This window comes from Streptomyces sp. NBC_01092 (genome assembly GCF_045039535.1).
Lineage (GTDB): Bacteria > Actinomycetota > Actinomycetes > Streptomycetales > Streptomycetaceae > Streptomyces.
Window position 1 is genome coordinate 6777096 of sequence record NZ_CP108659.1, and the last position, 25529, is coordinate 6802624.

Below are 25529 nucleotides of genomic sequence, written 5' to 3' on the forward strand. Positions count from 1 at the left end.
TAAGTTACGCGTCAGGGCGGCCAGATGGGCGCACGTAAGTGGCCATCGTCTCACGGGGTACCCGGAATGGGCGCACCCGGGGTGAAGCCGTGGTGACGCATCGAAAACATCTGGATGAGTGGCGATGCTCACGCCGCTCACCTGTGACGCCCTCTGGACATATGGGCAGACGCGTCGGATGATCAAATGAGTGCGGTCGGCACCGGATGAGCGCGGAAGATCGGAACAGCCGATCGGCCCGCGAAGCATTCGGGTCGTGGCCCCCACGGGGCACACAAGGGCATATTCAGGACAAAATCCCTCATTTAGGAGCAACCGTGGCGCGCGACATCGCGGCTCCCCCCGTCGTACCCACCAACCACCGCGAACTGGTCTCGTGGGTGAACGAGATCGCAGAACTGACCCAGCCGGACAGCGTGGTCTGGTGTGACGGATCCGAGGCCGAGTACGAGCGTCTGAGCGAGGAACTCGTCGCGAAGGGCACCTTCAAGAAGCTCGACCCGATCAAGCGCCCCAACTCGTACTACGCGGCCTCCGACCCGAGCGACGTCGCGCGCGTCGAGGACCGGACCTTCATCTGCTCCGAGAAGGAACAGGACGCGGGCCCGACGAACCACTGGATGGACCCCGCCGAGATGCGGGAGGTCTTCTCCGGTGAGAAGGGCGTCTTCCGTGGCTCGATGCGCGGCCGGACGATGTACGTCGTGCCGTTCTGCATGGGCCCGCTCGGCTCGAAGCTCTCCGCGATCGGCGTCGAGATCACCGACTCGGCCTACGTCGCCGTGTCCATGCGCACGATGACCCGCATGGGCCAGGCCGTCCTGGACGAGCTCGGCGACGACGGCTTCTTCGTGCGTGCCGTGCACACGCTCGGAGCGCCGCTGGAGGCGGGCGAGCAGGACGTGCCCTGGCCGTGCAACAGCACCAAGTACATCTCCCACTTCCCGGAGAGCCGCGAGATCTGGTCCTACGGCTCCGGCTACGGCGGCAACGCGCTGCTCGGCAAGAAGTGCTACGCCCTGCGCATCGCGTCCGTGATGGCCCGCGACGAGGGCTGGCTGGCCGAGCACATGCTGATCCTGAAGCTGACGCCGCCGCAGGGCGAGTCGAAGTACGTCGCCGCGGCCTTCCCGAGCGCCTGCGGCAAGACCAACCTCGCCATGCTGGAGCCCACGATCTCCGGCTGGACGGTCGAGACGATCGGCGACGACATCGCCTGGATGCGCTTCGGCGAGGACGGTCGGCTGTACGCCATCAACCCCGAGGCCGGCTTCTTCGGCGTCGCGCCCGGTACCGGTGAGCACACCAACGCCAACGCGATGAAGACGCTGTGGGGCAACTCGGTCTTCACCAACGTCGCCCTCACCGACGACAACGACATCTGGTGGGAGGGCATGACGGAGGAGACTCCGGCCCACCTGACGGACTGGAAGGGCAACGACTGGACGCCGTCCTCGGACGCCCCGGCCGCCCACCCCAACGCCCGCTTCACCGTCCCCGCCTCGCAGTGCCCGATCATCGCGCCCGAGTGGGAGGACCCCAAGGGCGTGCCGATCTCGGCGATCCTGTTCGGCGGCCGCCGTGCGACGGCCGTCCCCCTGGTCACCGAGTCCTTCGACTGGAACCACGGCGTGTTCCTCGGCGCCAACGTGGCCAGCGAGAAGACCGCCGCCGCCGAGGGCAAGGTCGGCGAGTTGCGCCGCGACCCGTTCGCGATGCTGCCCTTCTGCGGCTACAACATGGGCGACTACATGGCCCACTGGGTCGACGTGGCCAAGGACAAGGACCAGTCCAAGCTGCCGAAGATCTACTACGTCAACTGGTTCCGCAAGAACGACGAGGGCAAGTTCGTCTGGCCCGGCTTCGGCGAGAACAGCCGCGTGCTGAAGTGGATCGTCGAGCGCCTCGACGGCAAGGCCGAGGGTGTCGAGACCCCGATCGGCGTCCTGCCGGCCAAGGGCGCGCTGGACACCAACGGCCTCGAACTGGCCGAGTCCGACCTCGACTTCCTCCTCACCGTCGACAAGGAGATCTGGCGCGAGGAGGCCGCGCTCGTCCCCGACCACCTCAACACCTTCGGCGACCACACGCCGAAGGAGCTGTGGGACGAGTACAACGCGCTGGTGCAGCGCCTGGGCTGAGCACAGCCCCCCAAAGCGCCGCGGCCGGCTCCGATCGTGCCCTGACCAGCAAATCGTCACGGCCGGCCGCGGTGACAGCACCACGGACACCACAGTCCGGCGAGGTTCCGTACAACGGCGTACGGGGCTCTGGGCCTGTCGTCGCACCCTCCCGTCCGCCCCGACGGGAGGAACAACGCGACGACAGGCCCTCGCCTGTATCGAGTGCATCGGGCCCTTTTTGCGGTCGTGCCGCCTTGAACGCGCGATCTTCACGGCTGTTTCATATGCCTCACAGGAGCGTCACTGATCCCAGTGGGCGCTCAATTCAGCCTGTGGGGGGCACAGTTGAATACAGCACACCGTCCCAGACGTCTCGCGGCCACACTGCTCGCCGCCGCACTCGCCGGGACCGGCCTGACCGTCGCCGCCGCACCCGCGGCCCACGCGGCGGCCTCCGAGGCGGTGGCCAAGCTGCCGATCACCTCGTACTCCGCACTCGCGGTGGACTCCGCGCACCAGCGGGTCTACGTCGCCGACAGCAACATGGGCAGCTACAACAACCCCGGTCAGATCGCCGTCTACAACTTCCAGGGCGAGCGGATCACCACGATCCCGACCACCCAGCACATCTCCGGCCTCGCACTGAACGCCGACGGCTCCACGCTCTACGTCGGCGGCCGCGAGGTGATCTGGCGCTACGACACCAGCACCTACACCTCCAACGGCCTGTACGTCTCCACCGACACCTGCGGCCGCAGCCTCGCCTTCTCGGGCGGGCAGGTGTACTACACGACGCCGTACTCGTACTACACCGCGCAGTGCGACTCGACGCTGACCTACCTGGACTCCTACGCGCCGGCCACCAACACCTCCGCGCGCACCAACTGGCAGGACCACGGCAAGCTCCAGCTGGAGGCGGGCCCCGGCGACCGCATGCTGATGGGCCAGCCGCTCAACTCCGCGGCGACCAACCCGTTCCTGACGGTGTACGACGCCGGCGGTGACACCCTCGTCCGCAACGCCGCCCGTCGATTCGCCGACGCCGACGGCAAGGGCGCCCTGGACCTCAAGGACATGGCGCTGTCCGCCGACGGCAGCAAGGTCGCCGTGGCCGACGCGAGCGCCGGGACGCGGCTGCTGAACACCAGCGACCTGTCCGACGCGGCCGACGGCTACCAGGCCCTGCCCGGCGGAGCCTCGGCGAGCGCGGTCGCCTTCGGCGGCGACGGCAAGTACATCGCGCGCGGCGCCTCGGCCACCGGCTCCACGCCCGACCTGCTGGTGCAGCCCGCAGACCCGGCCGACGCGACGGCCCCGCTGGAGTTCGCCTTCGAGGGCAGCCTCGACGGAGACCGGGTCGCGGCGCGCGGCCTGGAGTGGGCGGCGGACGGCTCCCGGCTGTTCGCGGTCACCACCAACGCGGCCGGCAACCAGTACTGGCTGCACATCATCCAGCCCCCGGCCGTCCAGTACGACGCCCGCTTCACCGGCGGCCTCACCCACAGCCCCGCCCAGGCCGCCGCCGGCGAACCGCTCGCCGTACGCGGCAAGCTGGAGCAGGACGGCCCGGCGCCCGCCGAGCCCCTGAAGGTCAAGTCGACCCGCACCGACGCGAGCGGCACCCATGAGCTCGGCACCTTCACCGTCAAGGACGACGGCACCTTCACCGTCCTCGACGAGCCCGACCTCGTCGGCGACGCCACCTACACGGTCTCCTACCTCGGCGACCTGACCCACCGCCCCGCCGAGGACATCACCACCACGGTGTCCGTCGGCAAGGCACCCACCTCGATCGCGCTCACCGCGCCCGAGGAGGGCTCCCTGAGCACGGGCGTCGAGATCACCGGCACGTTCACCGCACAGGGCAAGTCGCTGCCCGACCGCGCGGTCCTCAAGGTCACCCGCAAGGACCGGCTCGGCACCGGCACGCTGTCGTCGGTGACGGTCGCCGCCGACGGCACGTTCACGATCAACGACCTGCCACGCACCCGGGGCGACGCGGACTACACGGTCAGCTGGCCGGGCGACGACCTGCACAGCGCGTCGTCCGCCTCGGCGACGGTGTACGTCAGGCGGTAAATCCGTCCGCGGTCCCGCCCCGGTCCTCCAGATATCGGGTGTGGGACTCCTGGCGGCGGGCCTCCACCTCGCGCAGGCCCGCCGCCAGCTTCTCGGCGTCCTTCTTCAACAGCCCGAGCTGGCGTTCCAGATGCAGCTCGGGCGACTCGGTGCCCGGCGACATCCGCGTCCACCACCGCGTCCGTACGAAGCTGTCGACGGCCTCGGGCAGATCGCGCCGCACGATCCGGGAGAGCACGTGCACGCCCTCCGGATCGTGGGCGAGCAGCTCGGCGACCCAGCCCCGGTCGAGCAACGCGGTCAGCAGCTCGGTCAGTTCCCGCAGCCGGGTGGCCGCCGTGACCGACAGCTCGACGTCCGTCAGATAGCCGCGCAGCTTCTCGAAGTCGCCCCGCAGCTCGTCCAGCTGGGCCGACGGATCCGGGAAGTCGGGCAGTGCGGGCCGCTCCGGCGGGGCGATCAGCGCGCCCGCGCCGTAGAGGCCGGCCACGACGACGGGCCAGTACGGTCCCGCCACCCCCGTGAAGGTCAGCACCAGGCCGAGCAGCCCGCACGCGCTCCCGGCGATGTTCTTGCGGGACTCCAGGTATGCCAGCGCCTTGCCCGGGGCCGACTTATTGGTAGCCACGGATCTCCTCGAAGGCGCCGTCCAGCGAGCCCTCCTGGGCGTCGAAGAGACGGCCGCCGGTCAGCTCGGCGATGTTCTCCAGCTCGGACTTGCTGGAGTCGCCGAAGAGGATGGGGAAGACGGGCGTCGCCCGCCGCTCGCGGTCCAGGCCGACGTAGAAGGCGTGGAAGCCGGCCGAGTCGGCGCCCGCGGTGTTCTCGCCGTCCGTCATCAGCACGATCGACGTGAAGGTGTCGCGCCCGGAGCCCAGCTGCTGGTACGCCGCCTCCAGCGAGGTGTAGATCGCGGTGTCGCCCTCGGCGGTGAGCGCGTCGGTGTCCTCGCGGATGCCCGCGAGCCCGGCCTTCGGGTCGGCCGGATCCACGACATGCGTGGCCACCGTCTTCACATCCGACCCGAACGGCATCAGCGTGACCTCCTCACGTTCGCGGAAGTCACCCGTGAGGTCGGCGAGCGCCTTCTTCAGCTGCTCCAGGCGGTCGCCCTCCATCGAGCCCGAGGTGTCGAGGACGTAGACCGTCCGGGACGGCCGGCGCAGCTCGTTCTCGTACGCGTCGAGCAGTCCGTCGGCGACGGAACGGGTGCCCGGGAAGGGCAGTTCGCGCCGCCGGCCGGTGTCGAGGCCGGACGCGGGCTCGACGGAGGCGACGACCGGGCGGCGGTGGGTGCGCTCGGTGATCATCCGCTGGACGTCCTCGGTGCGCAGGGCCTCGGTGAGGCGGCGGACGTCGTCGCGGGTCGCGGTGTTCGTCGACGCCAGCGAGGAGAGCGGGTAGTCGGCGGTGACGACGCCGTCCTTGGGGCGGATCACCGTCAGGCCCGGGATGCCCTTGAGGACGGACTCGTAGTTGAGCAGCGCGTCGACGTTCCCGCGCCGCTTGTACGCCGTCGCCAGCCAGCCCGACGAACCGGACGTCAGCTTCTGCCCCTTGAAGAACTCCTTCAGCCGGGGCGCGGCCTTGTCGACGTCCGCGTCCGTCAGCGCGGACTGGGCGCCGGACAGGGCCGAGGCGACGGAGACGAGGGTGGCGAAGCCGGAGTTGGAGCGGGCCGGGTCGGTCATGCCGTAGGTCAGCTTGCCGTCCTGCACGGCCTGTTCGACCTGCGACCAGGTCACGTCGTCCGGCTTCCAGCCCAGCGAGCCCAGCGTCGTCGACCTGACCCCGATGGCGACCGGGCTGGACATCACCGGCGTCTCCGAGACGACCTTCTTCGCCGCCGCGGGCCGCAGCCGCAGATAGTCGTTCGAGGACAGCCACAGGGCGTCGTACTGCCCGTCCGCCTTGCCCTTCGCCAGCAGTTCCACGGCGTCGAGGGTGCCCATGTAGGTGGGCCGGACCTCGATGCCGGTGTCGTCGGCTATCCGGTCGAGGACCGGCGCCATGTCGCTGAGCTCGCTGGAGGCGAGGACGCGCAGGGATCCGGGTCTCGGGGCGTTGTCGGGCTCATCGGTCGCCTTCTGCGAGGTGCAGGCGGTCAGAAGCGCCAGGGCGGCGAGTGCCGGCGCGAGCATGCGTGCTCTCATCCGAGGCCACCCTCCAGCGCGCCCTGCGAGCGGCTGCGCTCCAGGTAGCCGCTCGCGTGCTGCAGTTCGGCCGTCAGGTTCTCCACCGTCGCCGCCATGGCTTCGGTCGCCTGGACCTTGTAGCTGTCGATGGTGTCGAGGGTGCGGTAGATCTGCTGGAAGGCGTTACGCAGCGTCTCCGCTCCCACCGCCGGGTCGGCGGCGATGCGCTGGATCTCGCCGCTCTGCGTGGCGAGCATCTCGGCGTTGCCGCGAATGAGGTCCTCGGTGGTCCCGCGCAGGGCGTTGACCTGCTCGATGACCTTCTTCTGGTTGTCGAGCGCGGAGGCCAGCATCACGGAGATGCGCAGCGCCGACACGGTCGTGGTCGCGGCCCGGTCGACGCCCTTGATGAGCTCCTCGTTGTTACGCCGTACGACGTCCATGGCGAGGTATCCCTGCGCGCACACCGCGAGCTGGGTGAGCAGGTCCTGGTGCTTCTGCCGGACCGGGAAGAGGATGTCGGCGCGCAGACTGTCGGCCTGCTGCGGGTCCGGGACCTCCGTGATGTGCCGCTCCACGGCCGTGTCCAGAGCCTGAGTCAGCACGACGTACTCCTGGAGCTTGCCCATGGTCTCCCACAGCCGCACCCGCTCGGTCTGCAGCGCGGCGTTGTCCCGCCGCAGCTCGTCCTGCCCGCCCCGCAGCGACCCCACGATCTTGTTCAGGGTCCCTTGCGCGGAGGCGTACTTGGCGACGTGGTCGCGCAGCTTGTTGCCGCCGGGCAGCCTGGAGAGGAACTTGCGCCCCTTGGAGGCGGGCAGATCCCGCGGGTCCAGGTCCTCCACCACCCGCCGCAGCTCGACCAGCGAGCCCGCGACCTGCGACTGGGCGTCCCCGCCCTGGTCGGGCAGGCTCCGGATGGTCCGCTCCAGCATCCGGTTGGACTGCGCGGCAGCGGTGCGCATCTCCCCGGCCCCCAGGGCGGTGATCTCCCCGACCTTGCCGGCGAACTCGGGGGAGCGGGCGTCGAGCGTCGCGAGCCCGTCGACGTAGGCGGAGGCCTTGTTGGCCATCTCGGTACGGACGCCGTCGTCGACCGGGACGAGTCCGCCGGCCTTCTCGCGCGGCACGGCGGCCACGGGCTCGGGCGGGGTGAGGACGAAGGTGTCGTCGTTGGTGCTCATGTGCGGTGGCCCCCCTTATCCGCGCGCCCGCCCAGCCAGCTCGTGCAGCACCTTGGAGGTGGGCACGGCCGCCTGGTGGACGCCGGTCAGTTCCTGCTTGAGGTAGGTGGTGTCCGAGGTGAACTCACTGGCCTCGCCCTGCGGACGGAACCCGTGCCGGGCCTCCAGCTCGCGCAACTTCGGGTCCGAGGAGAGCAGTTCGGCGACGGCCTTGCCGTTCTCGGTCAGCGGTACGACGGTGTGGTCGCTGTTGACCGTGGTGTCCGGGTAGAGGACGACCAGGTCGTCGGGCTGCTGTCCCTGAGCCAGCAGCGAGGCGACCTGGGACTCGTAGACCACGACCAGCGGGTTGCCGGCACCGCTGACGAAGTCCCGGAACACGGCGTCACTGCCGGACTGCTGGGCGCCCTGCACGCTGACCAGCTTGTGCAGCAGCGGTGCGGTGCGGTCGACCTCGGCGTCGGAGGCGACGACCTTGCCGCCGTTCTCGACATAGGAGGCGGCGGCCAGATAGAGGGCGCCGGAGTTGGAGGTCTCGGGGTCGGTGCTGGACAGGTAGAGCGTGCCCGTCAACTCCCCGTACTTCTTGGCGCCCTTGAGCTGCTGCCAGGTGCGGTCGTCGCGGGCGGCGTCCAGATAGGCCGCCATCCTCAGCGTCCCGCGGTGGGCCTCGTCCAGCGTGGCGAGCCCGTTCGCCGCGAGCACCTCGGCGGCGTTCTTGTGCGCCACCACGACGAGGGGCGAGTAGAAGGGGCGGGGGAGAGTCCCCGTCACCTTGTACTTCGCGGCGAGTTCACGGGCGGGCGCCTGGCTCGACGGCAACGCGAGGTCGTAGCCCTTGAGGTCCAGCCCTTCCATGGCCCAGGACCCGGAGGTCTCGGCCTTGATGGTGTAGCCCTTGGCGGCGAGGGCCTTCACCACGTCGGGATCGGCGAAGAACTCGGCCTTCTCCGACCCGATCACTGCCTGCACGGTCTTCGTTGCCGTGCCGTTGTCCCCATTGCTGCGGCCCGCGACGACGGCGACCACCACGCCACCGATCAGCACCACCGCGAGGATGATTCCAGCGATTCGTCTCACGCCGGGGAGAGTGCTCCCGGAATCCAACGTTCCCGGTCAATGGGGATGAACGGCGGGTGTCATGCCGGTCCCGTTACAACACGGGGGACTGCAACGCCCTAAGGGGCGCGGGGAACTGCGCGACAAGCCACAACGAACGGGCAGCCGCGACACAACAGCAACCCTTATGGCGAGGGCGTAAGTCGCCCAAGCCAACGCAGTGCTGTGGCACCCGGTCCGCGCGTCGCTGCGGGTGCACGCGGACCGGGGCCGTTCAAGGGGTGTCAGCCGACGCCGGTCAGCTCCTGCGCAGCAGCGTGCGCGTCCATCCGCTCGGCGGCGAGAATCGCGGCAGCGGTGTCGGCCCGCGACGCGGCGACAACCAGCGCCCGCCCGGCAAGAGCGTGCGCCCGCCGATGCAGCGCCGCCACCTTCGGCTGACCGCCGGAAGAGGCGACGCGGGCCGGCTTACGACCTTCCCGCAGCCGAGCCACCTCGCCCGCTAGCCGCTCCGCCGCGGCGTCCAGGTCCTCCGACGGCGCCGTCACCCGCAGCTCGTCCGTGACGGCGAGCAGCGCGGCGAGGTGACCGGCGAGCTGGATGTCCAGCTCCTCCTCACGCGAGCGGTGAGGGAAGTCGGTGGTGGGGTTGCCGGCCATCGTGCTGTGGACCGACTTGGTTCGGATCGGTTCGTACATGGGGATGGCCTCCTGTGCTGACAGGAAACCATCCTAGCTTAGATTCTGTCTAAAGTTGAGCGGTTCACAAAACAGGACCGTCCGTACACACAGGGTGAGCGTCAGGGCTGGCCGTATCCGTCGAGGAACCGCCCGATCCGCCCCACCGCGTCCCGCAGGTCCGTGACCGTCGGCAGGGTCACCACCCGGAAGTGATCCGGCTCCGGCCAGTTGAAGCCCGAGCCCTGGACGACCATGATCTTCTCGCGCCGCAGCAGGTCCAGGACCATCTGGCGGTCGTCCTTGATCTTGAACACCTTGGGGTCGAGGCGCGGGAAGAGATACAGCGCCCCCTTCGGCCGTACGCATGAAACGCCGGGGATCTGCGTCAGCAGCTCGTAGGCGACATCCATCTGCTCCTTCAGCCGCCCGCCCGGCAGCACCAGGTCGTTGATGGTCTGCCGGCCGCTGAGCGCGGCCACGACCCCGTGCTGACCGGGCATGTTCGCGCACAGCCGCATGTTCGCGAGGATGGTGAGGCCCTCGATGTAGGAGTCGGCGTGGGCGCGCGGGCCGGAGATCGACATCCAGCCCACCCGGTACCCGGCGACCCGATAGGCCTTCGACATGCCGTTGAAGGTGAGGGTGAGCAGGTCGGGGGCGACGGCGGCGGTCGGGGTGTGCGTGGCGTCGTCGTACAGGATCTTGTCGTAGATCTCGTCGGAGCAGACGAGGAGGTTGTGCCGCCGGGCGATGTCCGTCAGCCCGCGCAGCATGGCCTCGTCGTACACGGCCCCCGTCGGGTTGTTCGGGTTGATGATGACGAGGGCCTTGGTGCGGTCGGTGACCTTGCGCTCGATGTCCGCGAGGTCGGGCATCCAGTCGGACTGCTCGTCGCAGCGGTAGTGGACGGCGGTGCCGCCGGACAGCGAGACGGCGGCGGTCCACAGCGGATAGTCAGGAGCCGGGACCAGGACCTCGTCCCCGTCGTCGAGCAGCCCCTGCATCGCCATGACGATCAGCTCGGACACGCCGTTGCCGATGAAGACGTGCTCGACGTCGGTCTCGACGCCCAGGGTCTGGTTGTGCATGACGACGGCCCTGCGTGCGGCCAGCAGGCCCTTCGCGTCGCCGTACCCATGGGCCGACGACACGTTGCGGAGGATGTCCTCCAGGATCTCGGGCGGGCACTCGAAGCCGAACGCGGCCGGATTGCCGGTGTTCAGCTTGAGGATCCGATGCCCCGCCGACTCGAGCCGCATCGCCTCCTCGAGCACCGGGCCCCGGATCTCGTAACAGACGTTGGCGAGCTTGGTCGACTGGATCACCTGCATGTCCAGGAGCTTACGGCCCGGTAACGCCGCTTGGGCCGTGTTTCCCGACACGTGAGACGCGGCGGTTTGGGCTGTTATCGGCGGTAGCTGTCCCGCGGGCCCCTCCCGTCTCTACAATGCGCGGTCATGTCCAAGCCGCCCGAGCACGAGAACGGAACGCACGGGGCGAATACCGCAAACGGTGCGCCCGGTGCGTACGACACCCATGGCGGGATCCAGTCGGCCGACGTGCCCGAGGCGTCGCCGAACGTGTACCACCCGCAGACCGAGCCGCCCCCGGTGTACGAGGAGTACGTCGACCCCGCGGCCGCCCACGGGTGGCAGAACGCGTACGACGAGACGACCGAGCTGCCTCCGGTGGTCGATGGGGCGGATGGTGCCCATGAGGCCCGCGGTGCCCGCGGTGCCCGCGGTGTCGACGGCGCCTCCGGTGCCAGTGGTGGCTACGACTACGTCTATGAGGATGGCTACGACTACGACGACGACTACGGCGACGGCGATGACGCGGGACGCGGCGGCCGTCGCAGCCACCGAGGCCGGCACCAGCCCCGCGTCTGGCTCACGCGGCGCGTCGCGGTGACCGCCGGTGTGGTGGGGGCGGTGTCGGTGGCGGCGCTGATCGCCGCCTTCGGGCTGTCCGGCTCGTCGTCCGGCCCGCAGGGCAACCCGGACCGCACCAACCCGACGGCAGGGGACCCCGCCTCCGCGGGCGGCGGCCCGGCCGCGTCCGCCGCGCCCGACGCCACCGGCCCCTCGCGTACGGAAGCCCCGGACCGGTCGGCGAGTCCCTCCGCGTCCGATGGCGCCGGCGAGGGCGGCAAGAGCGACGGGCCGTCACCCACCTCCTCCGCCACGAGTACGGCCCCGTCCACACCGACGGCCACGGCGACGGCCACGGAACCGGGCGGCGGCCCTGGCGGCAACCCCGGGCGGGGGCAGGGGAACACGAAGGGTCCCAAGTAGCCGGCCCTGCCGAAACGGCGCCGACTGTGGTGATCCCACCCCCCTCTCGTGAACGTCCTGCGCCGACGGGCCGGCACCCCGCAACCCCCGTGATAGGGAAACCCCTACGGCCTGAACTCGCCGGTAATCAACTCCTTGTCCACACCCCCCTCCTGCGTGAGAATGCGCATGACAAAAGTGCGGGTGGCCGGAGATCTTCCGGTCACCTTCCTCGTATGAGGGGACCCCCACATGAGAAAATCTCTCGGCGCCGCCCTCCTCGCCCTGGCGATAGCCGGGGCCGGCGCCGCACCCGCGGTCGCGGCTCCCGTGAACTCGGCCGATTCCTTCGGCAAGAGCGCGGACACGTCGTCCGTCACGTCCGTGGTCAATGAGGCCGTGGCGTCCACGACGGAGACCCTCGGCCAGGTCCTGACCCCCAAGGCCAAGGCCGTCAATTTCGCGGGTACCGTCGCGCTCAGCAACTGCTCCGGCTCCGTCGTCCGGTTCTCGGACTCGGAGGACAACGACCCCGCGCTGGTCATGTCCAACGGCCACTGTCTGGAGACCGGCATGCCGGGACCCGGCGAGGTCGTCGTCGACCGGGCGTCCAGCAGGACCTTCAGTCTGCTCAACGCCTCCGGCAGCCGGGTCGCCACGCTGCGCGCCAGCAAGATCGCGTACGGGACGATGACCGACACGGACGTGTCGATCTATCAGCTCACCACCACGTACGGGCAGATCAAGAGCTCGTACGGCATCAACGCCCTCACCATGGCGGACACCCACCCCGTCGCCGGTACCGCCATCACCGTGGCCTCCGGTTACTGGAAGCGCCTGTACAGCTGCAACATCGACGGGTTCGCCTACCGCCTCAAGGAAGGCGACTGGACCTTCAAGGACTCGGTCCGCTACACCTCCGCCTGCAACACCATCGGCGGCACCTCCGGCTCCCCCGTCATCGACCAGGCCACCAACAAGGTCGTCGCCGTCAACAACACCGGCAACGAGGACGGCCAGCGCTGCACGGTCAACAACCCGTGCGAGGTCGACGAGAGCGGCAACGTGACCGTCCACCAGGGCATCAACTACGCCCAGGAGACGTACCAGATCTCCGCCTGCTTCGGCGTCGACAACAAGCTCGACCTGAACGCAAGCGGGTGCGTGCTGCCCAAGCCGTAACACCTCGCGGCGGGCGGTTCGAAGTCACCGAGTCGTCCTGCGGACCGCCCGCCCCGCCAGTACGTCCGTCCTGCGCCCGTCCTCGATCACGAAACGGCCGTCGACGAGGACGTACGGAATGCCCGTCGGGAGCCTCCTCGGTTCCTCGAACGTCGAACCCGCCGCCACCGTCCGCGGGTCGAACAGCACCAGGTCCGCCCGGTAGCCCTCGCGGACAAGACCCCGGTCCGGCAGCCGCAGCCGCGCCGCCGGGCGCGAGGTCAGATGGGCCACGCACTCCTCCAGGGACAGCACCCCCAACTCCCGCACATAGTGGCCCAGGTAGTGCGGGAACGTTCCGTACGCCCTCGGATGCGGCTTCGTTCCCTGCAGGATGCCGTCCGAGCCGCCCGTGTGGACGGGGTGCCGCATGATCGTGCGCACGTTCTCCTCGTGTCCCACGTGCTGGAGGATCGTCGAGCCCAGCCGGTCCTGGAGGAGCAGCCGCCGGGCCGTCACCCAGGGGGCCTCGCCGCGCGCGTCCGCCGACTGCCGGACCGTCCGGCCGACGTGGTCCCCGAGCGCCGCCTCGCTCACGCCCGAGATCTCGATCGTGTCCCACTCGATGGGCACGCCGTGGCAGCCGTCCGCGCCGTTGACCTCCATGTGGTGGCGGATGCGCTCGGCCGTGTCGTCGTCCGCGAGGCGGGCCAGGATCGCCTCCGGGCCGCCCTCGCTCGCCCAGCTCGGCAGCATCGCGACGAGGGTCGTGCAGCCGGGCGTGTAGGGGTACGTGTCGAGGCTGATGTCGGCCCCTGAGGCAAGCGCCTCGTCCAGGAGCTTCAGCAGCTCGGGCGCCCGGCCCTTGTTCACGCCGAAGTTCATGGTGGCGTGGGCCAGGTGGAGCGCGCAGCCCGCCTCCCTGGTCAGGGCCACCATCTCCTCGTACGCCTCCAGGGCCCCGGCCCCGTAGGAGCGGTGGTGCGGGCAGTAGTAGCCGCCGTACCGCGCCACCACCCGGCACAGCTCGGTCAGTTCCGCGTCCTTGGCGTACATGCCGGGCGTGTACGTCAGCCCCGACGACAGGCCGACCGCGCCCTGCTCCAGGCCCTGCGCGACCAACTGCCGCATCCGGTCCAGCTCGTCCGGCGTCGCCTCGCGGTCCTCCCAGCCGACGGCGAGCGCGCGGACCGTGCCCTGGGGGATGAGGTAGGCGGCGTTCACGGCAATGCCGCGATCCAAGCGGTCCAGGTACTCGCCCACCGTCCGCCAGTCGAAGTCGATGTCGTCGCCGTGGCCGTTCCAGCCGGTGATCGCGCGGCGGACCTCGGCGAGCGTGCGGTCGTCGACGGGTGCGTACGACAGGCCGTCCTGGCCGATGACCTCCAGGGTGACACCCTGCGCGGCCTTCGCGCTGTGGTCGGGGTCCCGCAGCAGCGCGAGGTCGCTGTGGGCGTGCATGTCGACGAAGCCGGGGGACAGGACCAGGCCCCCCGCGTCCAGCTCCCGGCGCGCCTCGGGGCGTTGGCAGCCGGCCGCGGCAGCCTCCTGCACGATCGACACGATCCTGCCGCCGTCCACGACCACGTCGGCGCGGTAGGAGGGACCGCCGCTGCCGTCGACGACCTCCGCGTCCCGGATGACCAGCTCTTCCACGACCGCCACCTCCTAGAAGAACGTGCGGATGTAGTCGACGACCGTCCCGTCCGCCTCGGCGACCGGGATCAGCTGCCACTTGTCGAACGACGTGCACGGGTGGGACAGCCCCATCCCGACCCAGTCACCGACCTCAAGGTCCGCCTCCCCGGTCGTCGCCAGCCACGCGTGCTGGTCGGACAGGGCCGTCACCGAGATGCCGGTGGCCGGGCGCTCGGCGCCGTCCCGGCGGACCACCTGGGCGAACGGTAGGTCGAGGTCGTAGGCCGCGTCGCGCTTGCCCGCGTTGACGAAGGCCTGGTCGGGGGAGGGGCGGGAGACGACCTGGGCCCACAGCCGGAAGGCGGGTTCGAGGGCGCCCTCCTGCGGGACCCGGTTGAAGGGGGTCAGCTTGCGGTAGTGGCCGTCGTCGTGCGAGACGTACGCGCCCGAGCGCAGCAACTTCAGCACGGGCAGGGAGAGTTCGGGGATCTCGGCGAACTCGTCCGCGACCGCGTCGAACCATGCGCTGCCGCCCGCGCTGACGACGATCTCGTCCAGCCCCGCGAAACGGCCCGCCTTGTCGAAGTCGGCGGCGAGGGCGACCAGCCGCCGCAGCCAGGCGTGCACCCGCTCGGGGGTCGCGTTCGGCACCTCGCCCTCGTACCCGGCGACGCCGACCAGCCGCAGCGTCGGTACGGCGGCCACCGCGTCCGCGATCGCCGCGCACTCCGCCTCCGTACGGACGCCGGTACGGGCACCGTCGCCGGCCGCCAGCTCGACGACGACGTCCACGGGACGGGTCGACCCGGCGTCGCGCAGCGCCTCGTCCATCAGCTCCACGCCGCGCACGGAGTCGACGTAACAGACGAGCCGGAAGTCCGGGTCGGCGGCCAGTTCGGCGGCGATCCAGCGCAGGGCAGCCGCGTCCACCAGCTCGTTGGCGAGGAAGATCCGCTCGATGCCGTACGCCCGCGCCACCCGCACCTGGTGCGGCACGGCGAGCGTGATGCCCCAGGCGCCGTGCTCGATCTGCCGCTGGAACAGCTGGGGCGCCATGGAGGTCTTGCCGTGCGGGGCGAAGGCGAGGCCGTGGCGGGTGGCGTACGTCTCCATGAGGTCGAGGTTGTGCTCCAGGCGCTCGGCGGAGAGCGCGAGCACGGGAGTGGCGAAACCGTCGGTGAAGAGGTTGCGGCGCTGGGCGGCCAACTCGGCCACGGTCAGGCCGTCGGCGTCCGGGGGGAGGCCCTTGAAGCGGTGGTCGACGCGTTCCTCGGCCAGACGGGCCAGCGCCTCGTTGCTCATGGAACCTCCCTGATCTGTGATGTTGCAGTGTCTGCAACATCCGTTGCGTATATCGCTTACCGCTGTCTAACATCTCGGCCAACCGGGGGTCAACGGAGCCGCCGATCCATCCACCACAAGGTCTGGAGCTACGACGATCGTGACCCTCACCGGACCTTGCAATGCCCCCGACGGCGTGGACGTCGTCGCGCTCGGCGAGTCCATGGTCACGTTCCTGCCCTCCCGCCCCGGACGCCTCGCCGACGTGCCGTCGTTCGAGCGCGGGATCGGCGGCGCGGAGTCCAACGTCGTGTGCGGGCTCGCCGCCGCGGGGCACGCCGTGCGGTGGGTGAGCCGGGTCGGGGCGGATGGGTTCGGGGACCATCTGGTGGAAGCGATCGGGGGGTACGGCGTGGACGTCTCGGCCGTACGCCGGGACCCGGTGCGCCCGACGGGCGTGTACTTCCGCACGGCCGGCGACCGGGCCACGGACGCGCACGAGGTGGCGTACTACCGGGCGGGTTCGGCGGCGTCGGCGATGTCCGCGGCCAACGTGGACCTGCGGGCGGTGCGTTCGGGGCGGGTGCTGCATCTTTCGGGGATCACGGCGGCCTTGTCGGATGACTGTCTCGGCCTGATGCGGGAGCTGACGGCTCCGCGTCCGGGGCGCCCTCTTGTGTCCTTCGACGTGAATCACCGATCGGGGCTGTGGCGTGACGCCGACGGTCCGCGGGTGCTGCTGGAACTGGCGCGTGGTGCCGATGTCGTGTTCGTGGGGGAGGACGAGGCGGAGGAGGCCTGGGGGATCACGGGGGGACCGGACGCAGTGCGTGCCGTCTTGCCCGAGCCGCATGTGTTGGTGGTGAAGCAAGGAGGAGTGGGGGCTACAGCATTCGTGTCGGCTGCGGGTTCGTCGTGGCTGGTCGCGCAGTTCCCCGCGCCCCTTGGGTCGGCCGACAACCCCCCGTCGCAAGCCGTGGACGGTGCTTCGCCAAGCCGCCTCGCCCAAGCTGCGGGCAATCGTGCCGCTGGGGCGGCGCCCGTCCCACAGAAGGGCGGCACCCCGCAAGCGCCGGGCCGCGCGACCCACCCCCGCCCGGCGTCAACCCCGGGCACCTCACAGCCGACCGTCTTCGTCCCCGCCCCCACGGTCAAGGTCGCGGCAGCGACTGGCGCCGGTGACGCCTTCGCCGCCGGTTTCCTCTCCGCAACCCTCCGTGAACTGCCCCTTCGCGACCGCCTTCGCCACGGCCACCTCTGGGCCGCCGCCACCCTCACCGCCCCCGGCGACTTGGCCGCACCCCCGGCCCGCGACACCGCCGACCGCCTCGCCGCCCTTGATGACACCGCGTGGGGGAAACTTCGACTCGGCCCCGGCTGGACGCAAGCCACTGAGCGGGCCGCCGAGGAGGTACGTACGCCATGAGCCAGACCGTCGACCGCGCACTCAGCATCCTGCCGCTGCTCGCCGAGGGCCCCGCCGACCTGGGCCAGGTCGCCGACCGTCTCGGCGTCCACAAGTCCACCGCGCTGCGGCTGCTGCGCACCCTGCACGAGCACGGCATGGTCTACCGCCAGTCCGACCAGCGCTACCGCCTCGGCGCCCGCCTCATCGCCCTCGCCCAGGAGGCGATGGAGAACCTCGACATCCGCGAGATCGCCCACCCCCACCTCGTACGGCTGAACGAGCAGTGCGGGCACACCGTGCACCTCGCCGTCTACGAGGAGGACGAGGTGCTGTACATCGACAAGGTCGAGAGCCGCTACCCGGTGCGGATGTACTCGCGGATCGGCAAACCCGTGGCCATCACCGTCGCCGCCGTGGCGAAGCTGCTGCTCGCCGATCAGCCCGAGCACGAGCGCCGCGTCCTTGCCGAGAAGCTCGACTACCCCATGTACACGGCCCGTTCGACGCCGAACCCGGATGCCTTCCTCAAGGAACTGGGCAAGGTGCGCGAACAGGGCTGGGCCACCGACCTCGGCGGCCACGAGGAGTCCATCAACTGCGTCGCCGCACCGATCCGCGGCGCCGACGGCCGGGTCGTCGCCGCGATGTCGGTCTCCGCGCCGAACGTCGTCGTCACCGCCGACGAACTTCTCACCCTGCTCCCGCTGGTGCGCCGCACGGCCGATGACATCAGCGGAGAGTACTCCGGCAGAACCTCAGCGAAGGGCACCGTATGACCGACAAAATCGCACTCACCCCGAAGACCCACACCGCGCCGCCCGCGAAGTTCTCGCACGGCGTGAAGAAGGGGAACATCCTCCAGGTCGCCGGCCAGGTCGGCTTCCTGCCGGCCGAGGAGGGCAAGCCCCCGACGCCCGCCGGTCCCACCCTGCGTGCGCAGACCCTCCAGACCCTCGCCAACGTCAAGGCGATCCTGGAGGAGGGCGACGCCTCCTGGGACGACGTGATGATGATCCGCGTCTATCTGACGGACGTCGCCCACTTCGCCGAGATGAACGACATCTACAACACCTACTTCGAGGAGCAGGGGCTCACCCAGCCGCCCGCCGCCCGCACGACCGTCTACGTCGGTCTGCCCGCGGGGCTGCTCATCGAGATCGACGCGCTGGCCGTACTCGGCTGACGCCCGACGCAACTCCCGCACGCCGCACACGGCATGGTGTCCGTCACCCCTGGGACGCCATGCCGCGATCCCCCCTGCCCGAAAGCAGTATGTACTTACGCAGAGGACCCCCAATTGTCCCCGATATCCTTCCCCCTCGCCGCATCGGCCCCCGCCGAGACCCCACCCCACACCGGCGGCCTGCTCCTCCTCATCGACGGTACGGCCGGACTGCTCACGGTCGCCGCCATCGGCATAGCGCTCCTGCTGTTCCTGATCATCAAGACGCGTCTGCAGCCCTTCGTGGCGCTCCTCGCCGTCTCCATAGTCGTCGGCCTGATGGCCGGCCTCTCCGTCACCGAACTCTTCGGCACGGTCCAGCGAAGCGACGCCGTGTCCACCATCGAGTCCGGCATGGGCGGCATCCTCGGCCATGTCGCGATCATCATCGGCCTGGGCACCATGCTCGGCGCGATCCTCGAAGTGAGCGGCGGAGCGGAGGTGTTGGCGTCCCGGCTGCTGAACCTCTTCGGCGAGAAGCGCGCCCCGCTCGCCATGGGCCTGACCGGCCTCATCTTCGGTATCCCGGTCTTCTTCGACGTCGGCATCTTCGTCCTCGCGCCGATCGTGTACGCCGCCGCCAAGCGCTCCGGCAAGTCCGTCCTGCTCTACTGCCTGCCGCTGCTGGCAGGCCTGTCGATGACCCACGCCTTCCTGCCCCCGCACCCCGGCCCGGTCGCGGCGGCCGGCCTCCTGCACGTCGAGCTGGGCTGGGTCATCCTCATGGGTGTCGTCTGCGGCATCCCGGCGGTGCTGGCCGCGTGGGTGTACTCGGCGTGGATCGGCAAGCGCATCTTCGTCGCCGTGCCGCAGGACATGGTCGAGGCGGCGGCCGAGGCGAAGCTCGCGGTCATCAACGAGCAGCGGGAGGCCGGGGTCGAGCCCCAGGAGAAGCCGGTCCCGCTCGGCACGGTCCTCGGCATCATCGGTACGCCCCTGGTGCTGATCCTGGCCGCCACGTTCTCCTCGATCGCCCTGGACCCCTCCACCGCCCGCTCGGTGATCGAGTTCTTCGGCAACCCGTTCGTGGCCCTGACGATCGCCCTGCTGCTCGCGTACTACCTGCTGGGCATCCGTCGCGGCTGGTCCCGCAAGTCCCTGGAGACGGTGTCGACCTCGTCGCTCAAGCCCGTCGGCAACATCCTGCTGGTGGTCGGCGCGGGCGGTGTCTTCGGCGCCATCCTCAAGGCCAGCGGTGTGGCCCAGGCCCTCTCCGACACCTTCAACGACGTGGGCCTGCCCGTCATCGTCCTGTCGTACCTGATCTCGCTGGTGTTGCGGGTCGCCCAGGGCTCCGCGACGGTCGCGATCGTCACGACGGCCGGCATCGTCGCCCCGCTCCTCACCGAGGGCGACCACTCGCAGGCCTTCATCGCCCTCGTCATCATGGCCATCTCGGCGGGCTCGATCTTCGCCTCGCACGTGAATGACGGCGGCTTCTGGATCGTCGCCAAGTACTTCGGCATCAGCGAGCGTGACACGTTGAAGACGTGGACCGTGCTGGAGAGTGTCCTGTCGGTGGCCGGCTTCGTGATGGCGGCGGTGTTGAGCCTCTTCGTATAACGATGCGGGGGCTGGTTGCGCGGGACACAGGGTTGTCGACCATACTGCTCGGCTGTGGAGCAGCGCATAGGTTCAGGCAGCCAGCCCCTGGAGGGCGCCGGGTTCGACCCGGCCTTCATCCCCGGTCTCACCTCGCCCGCGTCCGTGGCGCCCAAGGGCGCGAAGGAGGACGAGGAGTCGGCGGGCGAGGAGAGAGACTCCGAGGAGTCGGTCCTCGAGACCGCCGACGAGCCCGAGGCGGAGGTCGGCGACCTCGACGAGGTGGGTGAAGACACCACCGATGACGACGAGGCCGATGACGACGCCGACGACGAGGCCGATGAGGAGGCCGACGGCGAGGCCGATGAGGACGAGGCCCCGGCCGACGGCCCCGTCTTCGAGGCCGCCGATCGCCGGGCCCGTATCGTCGCCGACCACAAGGGTGTTCGGCTCACCCTGGACGACCAGGAGTGCGAGTTCCGCTGGGACGAGCTCGCCGCGATCGAGACCGAGGCCCCGCGGTTCGGGAAGCGTTTCACCGTCACGGTGCACACTCCTGACCGCCGCTGGTACCCGATCGAGATCGAGGCGACGGCCAGGAGCCGCTTCAAGGAGTGGGAGTCAGAACTCGACGCGGTTCTGGACACCTACTTCGAGGAGACCCACTAGCTGCAGTACTGGGCTTCCTTCCCGATCGACCGGTACATGCAGTCGGCGTTCTCCAGCAACTGCAGCACCGCGTCCCTGTTCCGGGCAGTCTCCCGCTCGATCACCTCGTCGGGCGGGTAGAACCCCCCACCCCCGGACCGCGGGTACATCTCGAACGTGTACGAGAAGATCTTCTGGTTGCCCCACAGCCAGTCGTCGATCGAGCCGTCGGTGATGTACAGATCACTGGCCTGCTCGGCCGTGTAGCCGTTGCTGGCCGCCATCTTCTGCCCGACCGCGGCGAACGCGTTGCGGTCGTCGGCCGTCATCCCGGTCGTGGTGTCGGAGTACGTGTACCCGAACGGCCACAGCACCAGCTCGCTGTAGGTGTGGAAGTCGATCCCGGCCGTGATCTGCTGCTTGCCTCCGACGACCCGGCTGCGCACGAAGTTCGCGACGACCTTCACCTCGGGCGCCGACTCGGCGGACGCGCCCCGGTAGGTGTCCGAGGACGTCGAGCCCGACGAACCGCCGCAGCAGCCCCAGCGATAGTTCCAGTTCCGGTTGAGGTCGGTGCCGACCGCCGACGAACCGGAGTTGGACTGGCGGTTCTTGCGCCACGACCGGTAGGAGCCGGTGGCGATGTCGTACTCGCCGCCGTCCGGGTTGAGGTCGGGCACGATCCAGATCTCCCGGTTGTTCACCAGGCCGGTGACGCGGGAGTCGCTGCCGTAGTCGGAGGTCAGCTCGCGCAGCAGATACAGCGCCATCTCGACGGTGAGGTGCTCCCGGGCGTGCTGGTGATGGGTGAACAGCACCTCCGGCTCGGCCTCGTCGCTGCCGACGTTGTCGCTGATCTTGATGGCGGTGATGTTCCGGCCCTGGTACGACGTACCGATCACGCGCTGGCTCGCGATGGAGGGGTTGGCCGAGATGATCGAGTTGATCTCGCTCGTCATCTCCGCGTAGTTGTGATAGCGCGAGTCGCCGGACGGGAAGTCGTTGAGGCGGATGTCGTCCTCACCGGCGGACCGGTCGGGGACCGTGCCGAGCGGGGTGACGTCGTAGCCGAGCGTCTTCAGTTTCTTGATCTGGTCCGCGCGGCCGGAGACGACGACGCCGTGGTCGTCGCTCGCGTCCACGGTCACGCCGGCCCGCTGAAGTGCCGTGCGGTCCTTGGCGGTTGCGTGCAGACGGACCTCGTACTGCCGGATGTCGTCGGCCGAGGGGGCCGCCTTGGCGGCGCTGTCGGCGCTGGCGGACACGTTCGCCGAGATCGGCGCCGCGAGCGCGAGGGCGAGCAGGGTGGCGAGTGCGGCGGTACGTCTGCCGCTACGGCCTCCTGAGCCGCGTATGCGAAGTCGCATGAATTCTCCTTGTGGGGGGTGGGGTTCAGTGCGACGTACGTGGTGCGGGTGTGGCGCTCATGGTGACGGCGGTGGCATGGACAGGTCAATGGCAAGCAGGTCGCCGATGGCGTAAACCATCCGAAAATCAGCCGCGCAGTGTACGCGCGCGGCCTGCGGGCGGAGCGGTCCCGGGGCAAGTCCACTCGGCGGTGTGATCCAGGCGTGCGGGGCGGTGCGGGCCGGGAGGAGTGTGGTGATCCGCGCAAGGGGGGAGCGGTGGGAGCGCCGGCAGGCGGGGACCGGCGCACCCACCGCCTCCCCGGCCGTGGACTTTCCGGCTCCCTGCGACCTCACCCGGAGGAACGGCTGATCATGGGCGGATCAGCGCCACGACGGGATCAGCAGCTGCCGGTCGAGACGACCAGCTTCGTCGACCGGCGCGACGAACTTGCCGTCGGCCGCGAGCTGTTGGCCAGGGCCCGGCTCGTCACCCTGACCGGGCCCGGCGGCGTCGGCAAGACCCGCCTCGCGGCACGCATCGCCGCCGGCGTACGGCGCACCTTCCCGGACGGCGTGCGCTTCGTGCCCCTCTCCGGCCTGGACGACCCCGCGCTCGTCCCGCTCGCCGCCGCCGACGCGCTCGACCTGCACGACCACTCCGCGCGGCCGCCGCTCCAGGCCCTGGTGGAACACCTGCGGGACCGTCGGCTGCTCCTGCTGGTCGACAACTGCGAGCACCTGCTTCAGGCCTGCGCCGAACTCGCCGCTGCCCTGCTGCACGGCACGACCGGCGTGCGGATCCTCGCCACCAGCCGCCACCGCCTGGGCCTGACCGAGGAACACCTCCTGGACGTACGGCCACTGCCGGTCCCCGACCCGGACGGCGACCTGTCCTCGCCCGAGGGGTGCCCGGCGCTCGCCCTGTTCTCCGACCGGGCCGCCGCCGTGGTCCCCGGCTTCCGCCTGACCGCCGCCAACCGGGCCGCCGTCGCCCGGCTGTGCCGCCGCCTCGACGGCCTTCCCCTCGCCATCGAACTCGCCGCCGTCCGGATGCGCGTCCTCGACGTCGACCAGCTCCTCGACCGCCTCGACGACCGCTACCGCCTCCTCACCGGCGGCAGCCCCGCGGCCCTGCCCCGCCACCAGACCCTGCGCGCGGCCGTCGACTGGAGCCACGAACTGTGCACCGACCGCGAGCAGTTGGCGTGGGCCCGGCTGTCGGTGCTGGCGGGAAGCTTCGACCTGGAGACGGCGGAGGCGGTGTGCGCGGGGTCGCAGCCCCGGGTGACCCCGGGCGAAGGGGCCGCGCCGCTTCAAGGCCACGACGTCCTCGACGCCGTCACCGGCCTCGTCGACAAGTCCGTACTGTCCCGGGAGCCCGGCCCCGACGGCATCCGCTACCGGCTCCTCGACATCCTCCGCCACTACGGCCTGGACCGCCTGCGCCGCCTGCCCGGCGAGGAACCCGCCGCGCGCAGACGCCAGCGCGACTGGATGCTGCGCCGCGCCACCGCCTGCGAGCGGGCCTGGTTCGGACCCGGGCAGCGCGAGATCGTCGCCCGGCTGCGAGCCGACCAGGACAACCTCCGCACCGCCCTCGACTTCAGCCTCACCACCCCGGACGAACGCCTCACGGGCCTGCGCCTGGCCGGCACCCTCTGGTTCCACTGGCACGCCTGCGGCGCCGCGCGCGAGGGCCGCCACTGGCTCGACCGCGCCCTCGCCGCCAACCCGGAACCCACCCGGGAAAGGGCCCGCGGCCTGTGGATCGCCGGACTCCTCGCCGCCGCCACCCACGCCCTCACCGCGGGCCTCGCCCTCGCCCGCGAGGCCCACGCCCTGGCCCAGGACCTCGGCGACGCGGCGGAGGCGGCGCACGCCGAGTACGTCATCGGCGTCATCACCCTGTTCATGGACGACCTGCCGACCGCGCTCGGGCACTTCGAGGCGAGCGTCGCCCGCGGCCCCGTCCCCGGCCAGCACCTCAGCCTGCACGGCCTCGACCAGGTCGAACTCGCCTGCGCCCTGGGCTTCCTGGGCGAGGCCGAGCGCGCCGTCGAGGTCTGCGAGCGGGCCCGCCGGATGTGCGAACGGCACGGTGAGGAGTGGGTGCACTCCTACGTCCTGCGGATGCTCGCCCTCGCCCACACCGTGCAGCGCGACTGGCCCCGGGCCGAACACCACGCCCGCCAGGCCCTGCGCCTCAAGCTCGCCGTGCACGACGTCATCGGCATCGCCCTCACCCTCGACCTCCTGGCCCGCACCGCCACCGAACAGGGCGCCCACGAGCGCGCGGCCGTCCTGCTCGGCGCCGCCGACCGCACCTGGGCCGCCATCGACCGCGACCGCTGGGGATCGGCGACCCTCAAGTCCGCCCGCCGCGAGAGCGAGACCCGGGCACGCGAGGCCCTCGGCCCACCCGACTACGAGCGGGCCCACGAACGCGGCGCCGCACTCGACCTCACCCGGACCGTCGAGTACGCCGTCGGCGACACGGTCCGGCCCCGACCGCCCACGGCCACCCGCGAGGGGAACGGCCGCCACAGATCCGACCGGCCGACGACCGGCGTCCGCCTCACCCGCCGGGAGAGCGAGGTCGCCGAACTCGTCGCCCAGGGGCTCGCCAACCAGCAGATCGCCGACCGCCTGGTCATCGCCCGCCGCACGGCCGAGGGCCACGTCGAACGCGTCCTGCGCAAGCTCGGCTTCAGCAACCGCAGCCAGATCGCCGCCTGGGTGGCGGCGCAGAGCTGAGACCCCCGGCCGGCCCGCCGTCCGGCCCACCACCATCGACTCGCACCCGAGGGGAGTCCGCACCCATGACCACCCGACCCGTCCCGCCCACCCCGCCCCAGGACCGCTTCGACCACCGCATGACGGTCTTCCGCAGCGACGAGGAGTTCCTCGCCGCCGCCCTGCCCTTCCTCACCGAAGCCCTCGCGGCGACCGGCGAACCCCCGCCCGTGGCCATCGCCGCCCCCGCCAACCTGGACCTCCTGCGCGACGCCCTCGGCAGCGACGCGCAGCACGTCGGCCTCGTCCCGCACACCGAGTGGTACACCGGCTCCGCCGCCAACGCGATCGCCCGGGGCGCCGGTTACCTCACCGAGAACGCCGGCCCCGGCGGCCGTGTCCATCTGCTCATGGAACCCGTCTGGGGCGGACGCGCCGGCCGCTCGCCGCGCGAGACCGCCGAGTGGATCCGCTACGAGGCGCTCGCCAACCTCCTCTTCGCCCCGCTCGCCACCACCGCCCTGTGCGCCTACGACTCCCGCGTCGCCGGCCACGCCATCGTCGCCGCCGCCCGCCGCGCCCACCCCGACACCGGCGTGTACGTGGACCCGGTCCGGCTCGCCGCCGAACTCGACGCCGTACCGCTGCCCGCGCCGCCCGCCGACGCCGAGCGGCTCCCCGGCCCGGCCCCCAGCGCCGACGCCGTACGCACCTGGGGCACCGTCCAGGGGCTGCCCGCCGCGGACGTGGAACTGTTCGCCACGGCCGTCACCGAGGCGGCCCGCGCCCTCGGCCCGCTCGACGACACGCTGCTGTGGGGCGACGCCGAGGCCTGCGTCTGCGAACTGCGCATCGACCGCCGCGTCGACGACCCGCTGGCCGGCTTCGTACCGCCGCCGAGAGTGGAACCGGAACCCGGGCAGGGGCTGTGGTTCGCCCGCCAGGTGTGCGCGTACGTCGATGTCCGCGACGAGGGGGAGAGGGCGAGCGTACGGCTGCAGTACGGGTAGCGCG

Annotated in this window: 20 protein-coding genes; 11 read left to right on the forward strand and 9 right to left on the reverse strand. The window is 70.7% G+C overall.

Annotated features, from left to right (window positions below; all coding sequences use genetic code 11):
• The first annotated feature begins 317 nt into the window (after positions 1–317).
• Together OG254_RS30995 and OG254_RS31000 are read left to right on the forward strand one after the other, a co-directional pair.
• Positions 318–2141 (forward strand): phosphoenolpyruvate carboxykinase (GTP), encoded by a 1824-nt coding sequence (locus OG254_RS30995; RefSeq protein ID WP_405588153.1) that lies wholly within the window; start codon positions 318–320, stop codon positions 2139–2141.
• A 327-nt stretch (positions 2142–2468) separates the two neighbouring features.
• Complete coding sequence (locus OG254_RS31000) at positions 2469–4202, forward strand: Ig-like domain repeat protein (RefSeq protein ID WP_405588155.1); 1734 nt, start codon at positions 2469–2471, stop codon at positions 4200–4202.
• Here OG254_RS31000 and OG254_RS31005 read toward each other — a convergent pair.
• The 6 genes from OG254_RS31005 to OG254_RS31030 form a co-directional block, all read right to left on the reverse strand.
• Positions 4192–4797 (reverse strand): hypothetical protein, encoded by a 606-nt coding sequence (locus tag OG254_RS31005; protein WP_405595283.1) that lies wholly within the window; start codon positions 4795–4797, stop codon positions 4192–4194. The genes OG254_RS31000 and OG254_RS31005 overlap by 11 nt on opposite strands.
• Before the next feature lie 19 nt (positions 4798–4816).
• Positions 4817–6355 carry a substrate-binding and vWA domain-containing protein gene (locus OG254_RS31010; RefSeq protein ID WP_405588157.1) on the reverse strand — a complete coding sequence of 513 codons (1539 nt, stop codon included), beginning with the start codon at positions 6353–6355 and terminating at the stop codon, positions 4817–4819.
• A complete protein-coding gene (locus OG254_RS31015) occupies positions 6352–7521 on the reverse strand; it encodes a toxic anion resistance protein (RefSeq protein ID WP_405588159.1) in 1170 nt (389 codons plus the stop codon). The genes OG254_RS31010 and OG254_RS31015 overlap by 4 nt, the downstream gene beginning before the upstream one ends.
• A 15-nt stretch (positions 7522–7536) precedes the next feature.
• Positions 7537–8601 carry a hypothetical protein gene (locus tag OG254_RS31020; RefSeq protein ID WP_405588161.1) on the reverse strand — a complete coding sequence of 355 codons (1065 nt, stop codon included), beginning with the start codon at positions 8599–8601 and terminating at the stop codon, positions 7537–7539.
• A gap of 263 nt (positions 8602–8864) precedes the next feature.
• Positions 8865–9278 carry a hypothetical protein gene (locus OG254_RS31025; protein WP_405588163.1) on the reverse strand — a complete coding sequence of 138 codons (414 nt, stop codon included), beginning with the start codon at positions 9276–9278 and terminating at the stop codon, positions 8865–8867.
• 101 nt (positions 9279–9379) lie between these two features.
• Entirely contained in the window at positions 9380–10591 is a 1212-nt protein-coding gene (locus OG254_RS31030) for a pyridoxal phosphate-dependent aminotransferase (RefSeq protein WP_405588165.1), read from the reverse strand.
• A 126-nt stretch (positions 10592–10717) separates the two neighbouring features.
• Here OG254_RS31030 and OG254_RS31035 point away from each other — a divergent pair, with 126 nt between their 5' ends.
• Both OG254_RS31035 and OG254_RS31040 read left to right on the forward strand, forming a co-directional pair.
• Positions 10718–11554 carry a hypothetical protein gene (locus OG254_RS31035; protein ID WP_405588168.1) on the forward strand — a complete coding sequence of 279 codons (837 nt, stop codon included), beginning with the start codon at positions 10718–10720 and terminating at the stop codon, positions 11552–11554.
• A 231-nt stretch (positions 11555–11785) separates the two neighbouring features.
• Positions 11786–12715, forward strand: a complete 930-nt coding sequence (locus OG254_RS31040) for a serine protease (protein ID WP_405588170.1) — start codon at positions 11786–11788, stop codon at positions 12713–12715.
• A gap of 24 nt (positions 12716–12739) precedes the next feature.
• On the opposite strand, the gene OG254_RS31045 is transcribed toward OG254_RS31040, so the two are convergent.
• Complete coding sequence (locus tag OG254_RS31045) at positions 12740–14350, reverse strand: amidohydrolase family protein (protein WP_405588173.1); 1611 nt, start codon at positions 14348–14350, stop codon at positions 12740–12742.
• Between the two features lie 12 nt (positions 14351–14362).
• Positions 14363–15634, reverse strand: a complete 1272-nt coding sequence (locus OG254_RS31050; RefSeq protein ID WP_405588175.1) for an amino acid deaminase — start codon at positions 15632–15634, stop codon at positions 14363–14365.
• Positions 15635–15773: 139 nt separating this feature from the next.
• Here OG254_RS31050 and OG254_RS31055 point away from each other — a divergent pair, with 139 nt between their 5' ends.
• The 5 genes from OG254_RS31055 to OG254_RS31075 all read left to right on the forward strand — a co-directional run bounded on the left by OG254_RS31055 (position 15774) and on the right by OG254_RS31075 (position 20454).
• Entirely contained in the window at positions 15774–17039 is a 1266-nt protein-coding gene (locus tag OG254_RS31055) for a sugar kinase (protein ID WP_405588178.1), read from the forward strand.
• Entirely contained in the window at positions 17036–17797 is a 762-nt protein-coding gene (locus tag OG254_RS31060; RefSeq protein WP_405588180.1) for an IclR family transcriptional regulator, read from the forward strand. The genes OG254_RS31055 and OG254_RS31060 overlap by 4 nt, the downstream gene beginning before the upstream one ends.
• Entirely contained in the window at positions 17794–18204 is a 411-nt protein-coding gene (locus OG254_RS31065) for a RidA family protein (protein ID WP_405588183.1), read from the forward strand. The genes OG254_RS31060 and OG254_RS31065 overlap by 4 nt, the downstream gene beginning before the upstream one ends.
• Positions 18205–18327: 123 nt before the next feature.
• A complete protein-coding gene (locus tag OG254_RS31070; protein WP_405595285.1) occupies positions 18328–19806 on the forward strand; it encodes a GntP family permease in 1479 nt (492 codons plus the stop codon).
• A gap of 54 nt (positions 19807–19860) precedes the next feature.
• Positions 19861–20454 (forward strand): hypothetical protein, encoded by a 594-nt coding sequence (locus tag OG254_RS31075; protein ID WP_405588186.1) that lies wholly within the window; start codon positions 19861–19863, stop codon positions 20452–20454.
• Here the strand turns inward: OG254_RS31075 and OG254_RS31080 are convergent.
• Positions 20451–21800, reverse strand: coding sequence for a M14 family metallopeptidase (locus tag OG254_RS31080; protein ID WP_405588189.1), 1350 nt, complete (start codon positions 21798–21800; stop codon positions 20451–20453). The two genes, OG254_RS31075 and OG254_RS31080, sit on opposite strands and share 4 nt — an antisense overlap.
• A gap of 354 nt (positions 21801–22154) precedes the next feature.
• Here OG254_RS31080 and OG254_RS31085 point away from each other — a divergent pair, with 354 nt between their 5' ends.
• Together OG254_RS31085 and OG254_RS31090 are read left to right on the forward strand one after the other, a co-directional pair.
• Entirely contained in the window at positions 22155–24536 is a 2382-nt protein-coding gene (locus OG254_RS31085) for an ATP-binding protein (protein ID WP_405595287.1), read from the forward strand.
• Positions 24537–24601: 65 nt separating this feature from the next.
• Positions 24602–25525 (forward strand): anti-sigma factor RsbA family regulatory protein, encoded by a 924-nt coding sequence (locus tag OG254_RS31090; protein ID WP_405588192.1) that lies wholly within the window; start codon positions 24602–24604, stop codon positions 25523–25525.
• Positions 25526–25529: the final 4 nt, after the last annotated feature.